Genomic DNA, 14514 nt, shown 5'->3' on the forward strand with positions numbered 1-14514 from the left:
TACACCAGCTATGTGGCAGTTTTTACAAATATGGTAATTACATGCAGGAGGTACTATGACCGGACCGAAGGAACTTATTGACAAATTACATAAAAATCAGGAGCTTTCACTTGAAGAGTGGACCGAACTGATTAAGAATCGCACGCCGGAACTTTCCGAGTACCTTTTCGAACTTGCCAGAGAAGAACGCCACAAATACTATGGGCATGACGTTTATGTCCGTGGTCTGATAGAGTTTACAAATTATTGTCGAAACGACTGCCTCTATTGTGGTATTCGAAAAAGTAATGCAGCAGCACACCGGTATCGTCTGGACGAGGATACCATTCTTCGCTGCTGCCAGGAAGGCTATGATCTGGGCTTTCGCACATTTGTCCTGCAAGGTGGAGAAGATGGATATTTTACAGAAGAGAGGATTATCCACATTGTCAGACGAATCCGAGAACATTTTCCACAATGTGCGATCACTCTTTCCATTGGAGAGTGGAAAAAAGACAGTTATCAGGCATTCTTTGATGCTGGCGCAGACCGTTATCTCTTGCGCCATGAGACTTACAATCCTGAACATTACGCTAAGCTCCACCCGCCAATCTTAAGTGCTGCTCACAGACAGCAGTGTCTCTGGGATTTGAAAGATATCGGATATCAGGTCGGAACCGGATTTATGGTTGGAGCACCTTATCAGACACCAGAATATCTGGCAGAAGATATGTTATTCTTAAAGGAACTTAATCCTCATATGGTAGGAATCGGACCTTTCATTCCGCATCATGATACGCCATTTGCAGACCAGCCTGCCGGTACACTAGAGCTTACGCTCTTTATGCTTGGGCTGATTCGGCTGATGCTGCCAAAAGTCCTGCTTCCGGCTACGACCGCGCTTGGAACCATTCACCCGAAAGGCCGTGAGCTGGGAATCCTTGCAGGTGCAAATGTTGTCATGCCGAACCTGTCACCGACAGAAGTGCGAAAAGATTATCTGCTCTACGATAATAAAATCTGTACCGATGACGAATCGGCACAATGCCGGCACTGTCTGGAACGCCGCATGGCATCTGTCGGATACCAGGTGGTGACTTCCAGAGGAGACTCACTCAATATTTAAAGTTGAACACACGTACAAAATCATTTACAACGTCACTATTTTATATCTATTCAAGAATGTGCTTTGGCACATTCTTTATTATAAGGAGTTCCATTATGAGCTTAAATAATACACCGTCTGCCGAGCGGCTTCATATCAGTATCTTTGGAAAACGAAATGCTGGAAAATCCAGTGTCATCAATGCATTAACCGGGCAGAATCTGGCAATTGTGTCTGATATCAAAGGCACAACGACAGATCCTGTCTTAAAATCTATGGAGCTTTTACCTTTGGGTCCAGTCGTCATCATCGATACTCCGGGACTTGATGATGATGCAGATATTTTGGGAGAACTGCGTATTCAGAAAGCCTATCAGATGTTGAATAAAACCGACATCGCAATTCTTGTTATAGACGGAACTGTCGGTATGACTGAAGAAGACAAAAAAATTCTTACCCGCATCCAGGACAAGAATATTCCTTATATTGTTGTACTGAATAAAGCAGATCTGGCTGTCTCCAAAGTCTGTCTAGGCAACCAGTCTGATTCTATTGTCGAATCCTGCCAAATTCCTTCTGAACACATTTTGTGGGTCAGTGCACAGGATCACAGCAATATCCAGGAACTGAAGGAATTAATCGGAAAGCTCATTCCTTCTTCTGATAATGACCGGTATATCGTACGCGACCTGATCCGGCCAATGGACCTGATTGTTCTTGTTGTGCCAATCGATTCTGCTGCACCAAAAGGCAGACTGATTCTTCCACAGCAGCAAACCATCCGTGATATTCTGGAGTCCGGTGCCGTTTCCATTGTTGTAAGAGAAACAGAACTGGCTGATACATTAAAAAAACTCGGTCGCGATCCAGATCTGGTCATCACAGACAGTCAGGCCTTCAAACAAGTATCTGCCATTGTTCCTGAACATGTACCATTAACTTCATTTTCCATATTATTTGCAAGATATAAAGGAAACCTGAAAACAGTAGTGCATGGCGCATATACACTGGACAAATTAAAAAAAGGTGACAAAATTCTGATCAGCGAAGGATGCACACATCACCGCCAATGTGGTGATATCGGAACAGTCAAACTTCCAAATCTGATTCGCCGATACACAAAAAAAGATTTTGAATTTGAATTTACAAGCGGAACTGAATTTCCACTGAATCTTTCCGAATATCAGCTCATTATCCACTGCGGAGGCTGTATGTTAAATGAACGAGAAATGAAATATCGTCTAAAATGTGCCGAAGATGCACACATTCCTATGACAAACTATGGAACTGCGATTGCTTATATGAACGGAATCTTGAACCGGAGTATCTCTATCTTTCGAGACACGTTGGACTTAAAGGAAATCTAAATCTTGTAACGGACTACATTGTATGTTCATCCTTCACCAGAAAAGCACCTTTGGGTGCTTTTCTGCAAGGAATAGTCACTGTAAATGCCGAGGCATTCTTGAATAAAAATTTCAAATTTCCGCCTGAATAATATGTCCAAAATTCATTTCATCTTTAAATAAATCGTAGACATAATTTGGACTTTCCAAATACAATCCGGTCTCTTCATCTATAAGTTTTTCAAAAACTTCTGAATTATAGAATTTATTCTTTGCTTCATCGTATTCTATACTCCAATCGGTACTAATCATATCAATAATATCCTGTATCACATATTCCAGCAACTCATCTTTTTTACACATTTTTACTCATCACCTTTCTCAATAGTTTCATACTATTTTAGTATACCATAAGTGCAAGTCATATAGTGCATCTTTTCAAGAATATTTGCAATCCATAGACCGTCTCAATACCTCACATAACAAATATCAATTATCCTCTTCTACTCCACCATGTTATACTTATCTTATCAATTTTTAATCATGGAGGTTTTTAAAATGAACGCAAAGGAAAAATTAGCAGATTATCAGAGACAGTTTGGTGTATATGCTGAAGCGAATCCGGAAGTAATGGGGGCTTTCGGTTCTACAGTTACCGCAGCAATGGAAAATGCCGGACCATTGGATGCCAAAACAATGGAATTATTAATCCTTGTCGCAGCAGTTTCAAGAAAATGTGAGCCATGTATCTATTCTCATGTAATGAATTACATCAACGTGGGCGGAACAAAAGAAGAACTGGTAGCCGGACTGAATGCTGCAGTACTGATCTGTGGCGGACCTGGTATGGCATACAGCGCATTAGCACTGGATCTTTTTGATCAGTATTCTGCAGAATAGTATTTACAGTTCCAACATATGCACTTCCCCCTTCCTTTCTATGATTTAGATCGGAGGGACTTAAAGAATCCCTTGCTGTTGCTTTTATTTCTATCCCAACATTTGAATCTGGTTTCTGCTAATCCTCTTTCAAAGAGCATAAAATATCTGTTATTTGCTCCAGGCTTTCTGCAAAATATATTCCTTTTTGTCTTTCCTCTGATGACAATCCCATGTCAATCATATGTTTAAGCATTGCTTTTAAGCTATCATAGTAACCATTAAGATTATATACAATGCACGGTGCATTTAACTGCTTCAGTGATACTTTTGACATAATCTCAGTTATTTCTTCCAAAGTACCTGTTCCTCCAGGAAATGCAATAAATGCATTGCCAAGTTCAATCATTTTGTTTTTTCGTTCCGACATATCCTTAGTTACGATCAGTTTTGTAATTCCTTCGTGCTGAAATTCATTTTCAATAAAAAATTGTGGCTCAACACCCGTAACATTACCGCCTGCATTCAATACACTATCGGCTAATGCTCCCATCAAACCACTTTTAGAGCCTCCGTAAATAAGTGCGTTGCCACTTTTTCCAATCCAGGTTCCCAGTTCTTTGACTGCCCTTTTTAACGACGGATTGTTACCTTCATTTGCACCAAGATATACTGTAATATTCATTTAATTTTTCTCCTTTGTAAAAAAGTATTTTTCCAACCTCAACTCCGCACTTTTTCTTTATCTGTGAATTCAAAATACCCTCTGCATTCATCCTGCTTTTATTTTAGTTGGGACGAATAACCGTCTCATCTGTGCTTTCGTTGTCCCAATCCACACCCAATACATTTCTGCCATTTATATATATCGGAAATTTAAACCGGAGACCTTTTAATATTCTGCCATCCTTTTGCTCTTCCTCATAGATAAACACATCCGACAGGAAGCTCTTCAAAAATGTCTTCTTTTCCAGATCTGTAAATTTATCATACAGCTTATCAAAAAATAAAAGGAACTGGTAAACATTATCTTCTGAGATTTTGTCCTGCCTGATATTATAAAGTCTTGTTTCGACTTCTTCCATGGCATTCTCAATATCAGTGATTTCATCATACAGCTTGTCCAGACGTTCCTGCATGTCATTATATTTTTTATCATAATTCCTATCGGATACAGATAAATGATTCATCTGGTCAGCAATCCTGTTTTTCGCCCCGGTTGTCTGGCTCAGTCTGTCTTTTAAACCATCATATTCCCTATCAAGCTTCGAAGTATCAATGCTGCTTCCTATCTGCTTACGGATTTCCTGCTCAAACTTTGGATTCTTCACAAATTTGCGGATAATTTCCTCAACTGCCGCATTAATCCTGTCCTCATTCCACTGTCTTTTATAAGTACAGCGGTGTCCGCCCACAAGCTTCCTGTGTTTGCAGGCATAATAGAAATAATCCTTATAATAACTTCCATCCGGATGCTTCTTGCGGTTTACATTACCATACATACCGCTTCCACAGACAGGGCACTTGATAATTCCGGATAAAATATGTTCGTGCTCAAGACTATGTGTTTTTACCTGTAAAACACCTGTCTCCTGACGCTTTCTGTGTGCCTGATTCCACATTTCTTCTCTCGCCTTCTGTCTGCGGCATTCCATTGTCTGGACAAGAATATTCTCACGCTCTATCTCTGCTACCGCAGATAAAATAGATATCATCAACTTTCCAGCATACTTGGAGCTGTCAATTCCATCCTCTACACAGATAAGATTAACTCCATAATCCTGCATTTTCTGCAATGATGATAAAACATCTGCTGCATTTCTTCCAAATCTTGACAGCTTAAATACCAGCACATAATCAACATTGTCTTTACCACTTTCTATATCCGCAAGCATATGTTTAAACTGTGGTCTGCCCTCTACACTTTTGCCAGATTTACCCTCATCAGAATATTCCCCTACGATAGACATTTCCTGATACTCTGCGTATTTTCTAAGCTTATCCTTCTGTGCATCAAGGCTATAGCCTTCTACCTGCATGGAAGTTGATACTCTTGTGTATATATAGCATTTCTGCTGTTTTTTCATAGCTTTTCATCTCCTGTGTCTAAAAATCTGTCTATTTCAGTTGTCCATAATTCCATACAACTGGATTGTATGAAATGCTTTGTTATTCTTCCATACCTTCTTTTTCGTTTTCAGACAATGCTGGATGCTGCATATAAAATATTTCTTTCTGTCTTTCTATCTCTGCTTTCAGCTGCTCTTTTGTTGGCAGATATGTGAGATATTTCGACATAAAAAGTCTATCATTATCATGTAGCACAGAATACCTTGCTATATCCTCATCTGTTTCCGCACAAAGTAATATACCAAGTGTAGGATTATCTCCCTCCTTACATTTCAACTCATCATACATACGGACATACATATCAATCTGTCCCACATCCTGATGAGTGATTTTCCCCATTTTTAAATCTATAAGCACATAACATTTTAACTCAATATTATAGAAAACAAGATCAATAAAATAGTCTTCTGTCTCAGTAACAATATGCTGCTGTCTGGCAACAAAAGCAAATCCCTTTCCCATCTCCATAAGAAAGTCCCTGATATGTGTTAAAATAGCTGATTCCAAATCACTTTCAATATAAGAATCTTCATTTTTGAAGCCAAGAAACTCTGCAACAATCGGACTTTTTAGGAGTTCAAATTTATTCCTTTGATTTTCCGCTGTTTTCTGCAGCATTTCATTCATGACAGCATCTTTCTTTGGTGACTGCATTAATCTGTAATAATATTGTGTGCTGATATTTCTATCCAAAGTCCTGACACTCCAGCTTTCATTTGCCGCTTCGTTCATATACCATAATCGGGCATTCTCATCCGGCACACGTAAAAGTGCTCTAAAATGAGACCAATTCAGATTGTGAACACATGTGTTCACAATCTGCTCATCTGGAAAAGCAAGATAAAATTTACGAAAATATTGCAGATTCCTTTTAGAAAAATTTTTTCCATATTCTTTTGTGAGTTCATCCGCTAATGCCTCAATTAAAGACTGACCATATTTTGCTCTTTCTTTTCCTGCCTGTTCCTGTTCCACAATACGCTTACCTACATGCCAATAGGTAAGCACCATAGCTTTATTTGCTGCATTATAAGCCACTTCACGACCAGACGAAATAATTCCCTTTATGTCAGTAATCACATCCTGATAGTTAACGATATCATTTGCCATATCAACTTACCTCACTTTCCAGTTCTCTATAAATTCTTACTCTTTTCTACTCTGATAGCTTTGCTCTGTTTTTAATCGTATTTTCAACCTCTGCAATCCGAACTGCAACCTTCTTTACTTCCATCAGCTTCCATGCTTCTAAACAGGTTAAGAATTCCTCTGTTCCGTCTTTTTCTATTTTATCAAGAACAAGCATAACAACCTGTCTGTTTACATCTTTCATTTCAAAAATGACACGGGCATTCTTTTCTTTTATATCCAGACAAAATCTCTGATAAAGCTCTTTCGCAAATGTTTCTATCTCTATTTCCCATCCCTTTTCTGAAAACACTAATAACGGAAGGCGATAATCATACTTAATCCTGAGGTAATCTTTCTTAATCATCCAATCAATGCACTTGCTGATATCATCTAATTTCATGTCATGATAATATCCATAAGCAGGGCATTCATTCAATTTATATTCTAATATCTTTTTATCCTTTGAACCCTTTAATATTTTAGCCAGCATACTTCTCCCGCCAGTTGAAATCAGCTCATCTGCACCTCTTAGAATCACCCGGATATCTTCCATTGGCAAATCCCTTATTTCTCCTGCATCAAGAACAACCGGTACTCTGCGTACTTTCCTGCTCATTCGTTATCCTCCTGTATCCATGGTAGCGAATAATATTCCTCACATATATACTCCTCCATCCCCCAGCCGAAGCCTGCAAAATCATGTAAAACACTCTCCAGCCTGTCCTTCCATAATTTATATAATTCTTCATCCTGACCTGCTGCAACTATTGCCTCATGATAAGCATCTCCAAGTACTTCGTAAAAATCTTCATCGATATCTCCGTAACCCAATGTAAAATCAGTTGCACATTCTGCAAAATATAATGCCAGATCTCCATACCACTTTCCATTATCATTCACACATATATCTGCAAATTTTGCTAACACCTGTTGCGCAGTATCAATAGAAAATCCCATACGAACAATATCTGATGGATTAAATATTTTGTATATCCTCTTTTTGTACTTTTCAAGTAATTCATTACCATATGCATCTCCAATAATTTGTAGATTATTGCTCTACTGATTTATTTGATCGGTATAAACTCATAATTATTTGAATTAGTTCCTCTGTACCCATATTATGACGCTTCTTTTCCAATGATTTTTCCGTTAATTTCTTTGACATTTCAACATCACCTCTCCACAAAGAATTTGTTTAATTATTTGTCCCAACTAAATTTTATCATCATTCCAACTGTTGCTCAACCAAAACTTTTCCCATTATACAGGTAGAGCAGGCGGATGAAAGTTTCATCCGCCCCTCATCAAACCGTGCATGAGGTTCTTCCTCACACGGCTTTCCGACATTCTTCTTTCTACAGCATTACGTCATGCTCTAGCCATTTTCTTTAATCCTTTTTCGTAAATGCTATTTCTAACAAATCCCACTCTTGACATATGTTTACGCCTTTGGTGTTTCTGGTTATACCATCTTGTAAAAGTACAGATAATGTACCAGTCTAGTGCCTGCATCCATTTCTCATTTGTTTTGGTGGAATAATAATTCTTCCAACCTGTGATTTTAGGATTTATATTCTTTATTAAATCCTCTTCCTTTGCTTGTTTCCGTTGCGTCATAATTCCGATTGCGGAAGAGACTGGAAAATGTTATTCTTATCATAGGCAGTGGAGCTTTCTTAGTTCAGTTGTTTCGTGTGGTAACTTAACAATAACGGATTATGGAAAGTAATTCCACTGCTTTTTTAATAAAAATAAAACTGCGCCACAGCCTTGGCAGGCCATCGCGCAGCGATTTTGTTCAATTGGAAGTTATCTATTTCTCCTCTTCGTTAAGACCTAGTTCATTACATATTACTTGCTATCCCTGATACCTTATTCTTTCTACCAGCGTTTCCTTTTTCAGATTACTGCTTAAAACGCAGGAAAGTACAATCTGCAACAGACCGACCAAAAAAATCATAATTAAAATTGGTACGATCGGAACATGATAGATATTCATTCCAAATATTCCATTATGTTTTGCATAGGAAAAAAGTGCATAGCCGAGCGGCAGACCAATGATCAAAGCTACGCATATGGTACCAACCGTAAACATCAGTCCCTGTAACTGCAGGCATAAATTTAATTGTCTATTCGTCATACCCACAGCCTGTAATACACCATATTCCTGCTTTTTTGTCGTAATATTCATGATCATAGTGTTTGCCATATTCATAAAACCGATGAGTCCTACAACTGCCATAAACAGATAACAGCCAAGCTTCATCATGCGGGTTACTGATTCTGCAGATTCTAACTGTGCATGATAGGTATCCATTTTTATATGCGAAGTATTAGAAATCAAAGTATTCAGACTCTGTTCCACAGATGCCACATCTTTTTTATCACAGTCCACCCACAGATAGCCATAGGCTGTTCCTCTCGGATTCATGGAACGGTATACACCTTCCGGAATGACAAGATAAGTGTCCGCACTTACAAAAGATCCTGCAATCTTTCCCTGATAGGTATAGGTTCCACTTCCATTCTCAAAGTCAAATGCAATGGATTCACCCGGAGCATATCCATCTTGTTCCATCCACGTTGACCAGCCAAAGAAAATATCACCATTCTTTACCGCCTGATCATAGTCCATAGAGCCAATATCCCCTTCTTGGCGCATAAAATCAAAATCCTTTTTACTCACAATAGTAGCCGGAAATCTTGTTCCGTTCAGATTTACAGAGACAATCTCTCTCGTCATGACATCTGTTACTCCCGGAATGCTTTTGATTTCTTCAATCAGCGAATCATTCAATGGATCATCCGTCAGAATCGTATCCAGATTATTCTCCGGATATCTTTCATCATACTCGGCAGAATAGTCAAGCTGCAGTTCAAATTGTCCATGATTAACGGAAAGACGTGCTTCATGCTCCGTGTCAATATTTCCCACATAATTAGAGATAATCACAAACAATACGCAAGAAAAACCCATTGTGAGGATGGTACCAATGGTTCTTTTTGGATTACCCGTTATATTTGCCATTGCCATAGAAAACACGGTGACATTTTTTCTGCCATTTCGTTTTCCTTTTTTTTGTGTTTCTGCATTTTCTAAATACCGTGTTGCTTCGATAGGTGAAATCCGTGAAACAATTTTCATTGGTTTACGCAGTGCCAAAGCAATGGTAAGAAATGATACGAAAATACAGAGAAGCATAACAGGCAGGGAAAACAGAGACACCTGCTGATTTTGAACTCCCATAGAGCCAGTTCCGGTTGATACAAGGTTCCCCTGTTCTACCAGCCAGTTAAAACCGCATTTTGCAATCAGAAAGCCAAAAAGCAATCCAACTGGTATTGAAAAAAATGTCAAAAACATACCCTCTCTGAAGATCAGTTGTTTCATCTGCTTTTTTGTCGCTCCCAGAGCCTTGATTTTTCCATACTCCTGTATCTTGTTGGCAATACCGACCTGAAAAATATTATAAATGACCACAACAGAGAAAAGTACAATTGCAAGAATCAAAACCCCGCATACCGCAATCGTTTCATAACTCGGCTGCAAGACCCATTGTAAATAGAGATCATTGACTATAACGTTTTTTTCTTCGATCCCACAAGCTGCTGCAATCTGCTTTATAACCGAATCAATATTATTCATAGATACATTTGCAGAATCATTTAAAGTAAAATAAATATTATACTGTCTGTCATTCTCTGCGACGTGCTCATCATAAAACTCCTGTGACCCGAAAGCAACATAAGATGCCTCGATGGTATACTCATCCCGATCATATAGGATTCCGCTGACAACAAATTCTTCCGGCTTATATTCTGACTGCATCCCTGCGCGGTAATCCAGTGTAACCGTATCTCCGATCTTTACATCACCATACCCCATTGCACGAAAAAATGCTCTTCCTGCGGCAATTTCCTGCATTTTTTCCGGATACTTTCCTTCCTTCAACTCATATTCTTTATTATAAGGAAGCATTTTTCTTGCAGTCTCATCCATGCAGACAAACCCGCCTTTTTCATTACCTTTTATGATACCTTCGGTGCACATAGTGCCTGTAGCATCTATTTCCGCACGGCGGTTTACTTCTTTTAATTGCGATCCGTCTGCGGAAACAAACAGACCATAATTGCTTCCATATGATCCTGCCGCCTGACTTTTCTGTAAATGAATTACCCCATTTCCCACAGTACTGATGATAACAAGCAGCATCGTGGTCAGACAGATTGCCATCATGATCAGTATACTTCTTGTCCTGTTCCTTTTGTCATTGCTATATGCAATCCTGCTTATTGTCTTCATCTGAAATCCACCACCTGTCCGTCCTCAATCACCAGAATACGGTCAGCGACCTGTGCAATTTCGTCATCATGGGTAATCATTACAATTGTCTGTCCATATTTTTTTGCTGTCATCTTAAGCAGAGCGATTACCTCATCACTGGTCTTAGAATCAAGATTTCCTGTCGGCTCATCTGCAAATATAATTTCCGGACGATTCACCAGTGCTCTTGCAATTGCTACTCTCTGCTGCTGTCCTCCGGATAACTGATTTGGCAGATTATAAATCCGGTTTTCAATCCCCAGAGTTGCAATAATATCATTTACATACGCTTCATCCACTTTTCTTCCATCCAGCCCCAGTGACAGTACAATATTTTCCCAGACATTAACAGATGAAACCAGATTAAATGCCTGAAAAACAAATCCGATTTTTCTTCTGCGGAAAACAGCAAGGGCATCTTCCTTCATCCTGTATAAATCTTTCCCTGCTAAAGTAACACTGCCTTTTGTCGGGGTGTCTAGCCCTCCAAGCATATGAAGTAATGTACTTTTACCGGAACCTGACTTTCCGACAATTGCGACAAATTCTCCCTGCTCAATCTGAATGTCCACCTGATTGACCGCTTTGACCTGATTCTCACCTGCGCCATAAAATTTACAAAGCTGCTTGGTTTCTAATATCACACTCATGTGTTGCCTCCTTTTTAATTCTGTAAAGTGTACCTTTTCAACCTACATCCAAATTGTATCAGGACAATCTTTCATTTCACTTTCAAAAAACGAGCAGAAGTCTTACAGAATTGTAAGATTTCTGCCCACTTAAAATTTAACCAACATATGGTAATTGAATCACAAACGTGCTTCCTTTTTTCTTTTTGCCGGAGGTTACCATGATTGTACCTCCGTGCTTTTCGATAATTTCTCTCGATAGAAAAAGTCCGATTCCTGTACCACTCTTTTCCATGACCTCCTTGGAACTTCCTCTGTAAAATCGTTGAAAAATTTTGTGATACTCATTCTGCGGAATACCAATTCCCTGATCCTCAATTTCCATTCTTACAAGATCGTTTCTTTTTTGTAACCGGATAAATATTTTTGAACCACACGGACTGTACTTGATTGCATTATCCAGAACGTTGATCACAGCTTCACCAAGCCACCTTTTATCCTGCATAATCGTGCATGTTTCCAGCTCTTTTTCATAGTCAAAAACGAATTCAATTTCTTTCTCATCCGCTTTAGGATAAGTGCGGTTCACAGCAGATATGACAGTATCCATAAGCGGAAGTTTTTTCTTATTAATCTGAATCAGTCCAGTTTCCATCTTGGATATTTCAAGAAGCGACTGCAATAATGTCTCCAGTCCATCCAGAGCACTCCGACAACGGATACGAAACTCCTCCTGTTCTGTGGCACTTAAGTCATTCTGCATCAGCACACTAAAACATGTATCCAAAGCTGCAACCGGTGTCTTTAACTGGTGAGAGATATCAGAAACCATTTCTTTCGTGCTCTCTTTTTCTTCCCGTGCTTCTTCCTTTAGCAACTGAATATGATGTCCGATTGCTTCAAGCTGGTCATTCAATTTTTCCAGTTCTGCTGGATTTTCTGCTTTCAGTAAAGCATCAAATTTATTTTCACGGAATCTGATCAGAATTTCTTCCAACTGGTCTAAAATTTTCTGATGACACGCATCTTCTTTTTTCTTCCAATAAAGTAAAAAAGTCAAAAGAAGCACGCATATCACAGTGCTTACAGCACCGGTCACCATAACCTGATGCCGGAATTGCATATAAAATGCATTCCCTTTATTTCCCCAGTATCCATATTGCTCCAATAATTGCCTTCCCTGTTCGTTGGTTTCAATATCCTTATCCTTAAGCAATTCCGAAACAGCATCCAGCCCGGAAAATTCTTCCTTTGCAGCAATCTCTGTCATAAGATTCATTTTATATTTATAATCTTCATAAAACACATATGTGGTAAAGCAATTTAATATTACAAACAATACTATGACAGGCAAAACCAAGGAGAGCGCTACTGTGATCTTCTTGCGATATCTCTTTGTCACTGCCTTACCTTCTGATTCCATATATACCCAAGACCTCTGATATTCTTTATATAGACCGGTGCAGCCGGATTGTCTTCAATTTTCTCACGGAGTCTTCTGATATTGACAGCGATTGTATTTTCATCCACAAAATCCCCTTCCAGATCAAACACATTTTCCAATATTTGTGTTTTTGAAAGAATCTGTTTCGGATTCTGAAGAAAAAAAGTCAGCATTTTCAACTCCGTTTTTGTCAGACTGATTTCACGACTCTTTATCAGAACTTTCATTTCTCCTGCGATAAATACGATATCTCCCGAAATCATCTTGCCGACTTCCGTTTTCTCCTGTCTGCGGCGGAAATGTGCTTCTATTTTCAAAAGAAGTACCGAAAGACTAAACGGCTTTGTAATATAATCATCTGCCCCTGCTTCATATCCCATAACCTGATCCATCTCCTGATCTAGTGCTGTAAGGCAAATAATGTATGTATTATAATTGCATCTCATCCACCTTACAAATTCCAGTCCATTCCCATCCGGAAGATTCACATCACAAATGGTAACATCCACATTATGATCACTTGCAATTCTTTTCGCTTTTTTCACTGATTCTGCTGAAAAAACCTCATATCCGGATTTTTTCAGTGAAAATGTAATTCCACGATTTAAATTTTCATCATCTTCAACCACGAGTATACCTGGCATAGCATCTGCACCGTTACTGAAAACTTATAAAAAGTTATAAACTTCTATGTTTCATTCCTACTTCAACGAGTATGCTTTTGATGATATAAATATCTATCTACTCACAAGTTCTTGTACTCTCCATAGGCGTAAATTCCGGACTAACGTATCCGTACATATTTGCATTAACGTTTCAGTGTCAGCTTGCAAATCGCTCTCCATAACCCTTAAGATTTATTGATGCCTGGAAATCTCTGTCAATTATATTCCCACACTCACATCTATATTCCCTGTCAGATAATTTCAAATCTTTTTTGATATTTCCACAACAGCTGCAAAGCTTTGATGATGGATAAAACCGATCAGCCACAATAAGCTGGATTCCTTTATCACTGCATTTGTATTCAAGCTGTTTTCTAAACCAAAAAAATCCTTGTTCCTGAACTGCTTTGGATAAATGTCTATTTTTCATCATTCCGCTGACATTCAGATCTTCAATACAGATAAATCTTGGTTTTCGATTTACGATCTCAGATATGGTCTGATTCAAATAGTTTTTACGGATGTTTGTTAATCTGTGATTTCGTTTTAATAAAAGTTTTTCCTTTTTGATTACATTATTAGTTTTGCAGTAACTTTCTCCTTTCTTATTTTTCTCGTAAGAACGAGAGATACTACGCTGTAATCTGCGTTTCTGTTTTTCTAGTTTCTTTACTTTCTGACTCTTATTAATATTCTTATATTTAACAGCATCAGAGCAGACAGCCAAATCTTTGATTCCTAAGTCTATACCAACTCCATCATCATTAAGTGTTTCTTTGCAATCAGGAAATTCCACACATACACTGATCCACCAGTTCAATCCGTCAAAGGATATTCTCGGATTCATATATTTAACATCTGTTGGAATACGTCCATGTT

15 protein-coding genes are annotated in these 14514 nt (G+C 38.6%); 3 read left to right on the plus strand and 12 right to left on the minus strand.

Going from position 1 to position 14514, the window contains the following annotated elements:
- Nucleotides 1-55 precede the first annotated feature (55 nt).
- Both hydE and hydF read left to right on the plus strand, forming a co-directional pair.
- The gene (hydE, locus tag LI149_RS04430; RefSeq protein WP_227078567.1) at nt 56-1105 is read left to right on the plus strand and encodes a [FeFe] hydrogenase H-cluster radical SAM maturase HydE; all 1050 of its coding nucleotides are present in this window, start codon (nt 56-58) and stop codon (nt 1103-1105) included.
- A 95-nt stretch (nt 1106-1200) separates the two neighbouring features.
- On the plus strand, nt 1201-2451 hold the full coding sequence (gene hydF / locus LI149_RS04435; protein WP_227143002.1) for a [FeFe] hydrogenase H-cluster maturation GTPase HydF: 1251 nt from the start codon (nt 1201-1203) through the stop codon (nt 2449-2451).
- 111 nt (nt 2452-2562) lie between these two features.
- On the opposite strand, the gene LI149_RS04440 is transcribed toward hydF, so the two are convergent.
- Nucleotides 2563-2793: a hypothetical protein gene (locus tag LI149_RS04440; RefSeq protein WP_173785497.1), complete on the minus strand. Its 231-nt coding sequence runs from the start codon at nt 2791-2793 to the stop codon at nt 2563-2565.
- Between the two features lie 195 nt (nt 2794-2988).
- Here LI149_RS04440 and LI149_RS04445 point away from each other — a divergent pair, with 195 nt between their 5' ends.
- On the plus strand, nt 2989-3330 hold the full coding sequence (locus tag LI149_RS04445; protein ID WP_227143003.1) for a carboxymuconolactone decarboxylase family protein: 342 nt from the start codon (nt 2989-2991) through the stop codon (nt 3328-3330).
- Between the two features lie 118 nt (nt 3331-3448).
- Here the strand turns inward: LI149_RS04445 and LI149_RS04450 are convergent, their stop codons facing one another.
- From LI149_RS04450 to LI149_RS04510, 11 genes are all read right to left on the minus strand, one after another.
- Nucleotides 3449-3994, minus strand: coding sequence for a TIGR00730 family Rossman fold protein (locus LI149_RS04450; protein ID WP_117494505.1), 546 nt, complete (start codon nt 3992-3994; stop codon nt 3449-3451).
- Nucleotides 3995-4097: 103 nt separating this feature from the next.
- Nucleotides 4098-5396 (minus strand): recombinase family protein, encoded by a 1299-nt coding sequence (locus LI149_RS04455; protein ID WP_227143004.1) that lies wholly within the window; start codon nt 5394-5396, stop codon nt 4098-4100.
- An 82-nt stretch (nt 5397-5478) separates the two neighbouring features.
- Nucleotides 5479-6549, minus strand: coding sequence for a YhcG family protein (locus tag LI149_RS04460; RefSeq protein ID WP_168932938.1), 1071 nt, complete (start codon nt 6547-6549; stop codon nt 5479-5481).
- Between the two features lie 46 nt (nt 6550-6595).
- Nucleotides 6596-7186 carry an RQC-minor-1 family DNA-binding protein gene (locus LI149_RS04465; RefSeq protein ID WP_168932939.1) on the minus strand — a complete coding sequence of 197 codons (591 nt, stop codon included), beginning with the start codon at nt 7184-7186 and terminating at the stop codon, nt 6596-6598.
- The gene (locus LI149_RS04470) at nt 7183-7527 is read right to left on the minus strand and encodes a hypothetical protein (RefSeq protein WP_168932940.1); all 345 of its coding nucleotides are present in this window, start codon (nt 7525-7527) and stop codon (nt 7183-7185) included. The genes LI149_RS04465 and LI149_RS04470 overlap by 4 nt, the downstream gene beginning before the upstream one ends.
- A 414-nt stretch (nt 7528-7941) precedes the next feature.
- Complete coding sequence (locus LI149_RS15685) at nt 7942-8190, minus strand: group II intron maturase-specific domain-containing protein (RefSeq protein WP_227078569.1); 249 nt, start codon at nt 8188-8190, stop codon at nt 7942-7944.
- 241 nt (nt 8191-8431) lie between these two features.
- A complete protein-coding gene (locus LI149_RS04480) occupies nt 8432-10876 on the minus strand; it encodes an ABC transporter permease (protein ID WP_227143005.1) in 2445 nt (814 codons plus the stop codon).
- On the minus strand, nt 10873-11547 hold the full coding sequence (locus tag LI149_RS04485) for an ABC transporter ATP-binding protein (RefSeq protein ID WP_227143006.1): 675 nt from the start codon (nt 11545-11547) through the stop codon (nt 10873-10875). The genes LI149_RS04480 and LI149_RS04485 overlap by 4 nt, the downstream gene beginning before the upstream one ends.
- 136 nt (nt 11548-11683) lie before the next feature.
- A complete protein-coding gene (locus LI149_RS15440) occupies nt 11684-12949 on the minus strand; it encodes a sensor histidine kinase KdpD (RefSeq protein ID WP_255647438.1) in 1266 nt (421 codons plus the stop codon).
- Nucleotides 12925-13614 (minus strand): response regulator transcription factor, encoded by a 690-nt coding sequence (locus LI149_RS04505; protein WP_227143007.1) that lies wholly within the window; start codon nt 13612-13614, stop codon nt 12925-12927. Before LI149_RS04505 ends, LI149_RS15440 begins: the two co-directional genes overlap by 25 nt.
- Before the next feature lie 178 nt (nt 13615-13792).
- On the minus strand, nt 13793-14514 hold a 722-nt coding region (locus LI149_RS04510), incomplete at its 5' end, for a transposase (RefSeq protein ID WP_227143008.1).

This window comes from Dorea sp. 210702-DFI.3.17, from assembly GCF_020560825.1.
Lineage (GTDB): Bacteria > Bacillota > Clostridia > Lachnospirales > Lachnospiraceae > Dorea > Dorea formicigenerans.

Excerpts from the sequence above, each read along its gene's own strand:
- LI149_RS04485 (WP_227143006.1), bottom strand. The coding sequence starts at position 11,547 with ATGAGTGTGATATTAGAAACCAAGCAGCTTTGTAAATTTTATGGCGCA.
- LI149_RS04505 (WP_227143007.1), bottom strand. The coding sequence starts at position 13,614 with ATGCCAGGTATACTCGTGGTTGAAGATGATGAAAATTTAAATCGTGGA.
- hydF (WP_227143002.1), top strand. The coding sequence starts at position 1,201 with ATGAGCTTAAATAATACACCGTCTGCCGAGCGGCTTCATATCAGTATC.
- hydE (WP_227078567.1), top strand. The coding sequence starts at position 56 with ATGACCGGACCGAAGGAACTTATTGACAAATTACATAAAAATCAGGAG.
- LI149_RS04470 (WP_168932940.1), bottom strand. The coding sequence starts at position 7,527 with ATGGGATTTTCTATTGATACTGCGCAACAGGTGTTAGCAAAATTTGCA.
- LI149_RS04480 (WP_227143005.1), bottom strand. The coding sequence starts at position 10,876 with ATGAAGACAATAAGCAGGATTGCATATAGCAATGACAAAAGGAACAGG.
- LI149_RS04445 (WP_227143003.1), top strand. The coding sequence starts at position 2,989 with ATGAACGCAAAGGAAAAATTAGCAGATTATCAGAGACAGTTTGGTGTA.
- LI149_RS04450 (WP_117494505.1), bottom strand. The coding sequence starts at position 3,994 with ATGAATATTACAGTATATCTTGGTGCAAATGAAGGTAACAATCCGTCG.
- LI149_RS04460 (WP_168932938.1), bottom strand. The coding sequence starts at position 6,549 with ATGGCAAATGATATCGTTAACTATCAGGATGTGATTACTGACATAAAG.
- LI149_RS15440 (WP_255647438.1), bottom strand. The coding sequence starts at position 12,949 with ATGGAATCAGAAGGTAAGGCAGTGACAAAGAGATATCGCAAGAAGATC.
- LI149_RS04455 (WP_227143004.1), bottom strand. The coding sequence starts at position 5,396 with ATGAAAAAACAGCAGAAATGCTATATATACACAAGAGTATCAACTTCC.
- LI149_RS04465 (WP_168932939.1), bottom strand. The coding sequence starts at position 7,186 with ATGAGCAGGAAAGTACGCAGAGTACCGGTTGTTCTTGATGCAGGAGAA.
- LI149_RS04440 (WP_173785497.1), bottom strand. The coding sequence starts at position 2,793 with ATGTGTAAAAAAGATGAGTTGCTGGAATATGTGATACAGGATATTATT.
- LI149_RS15685 (WP_227078569.1), bottom strand. The coding sequence starts at position 8,190 with ATGACGCAACGGAAACAAGCAAAGGAAGAGGATTTAATAAAGAATATA.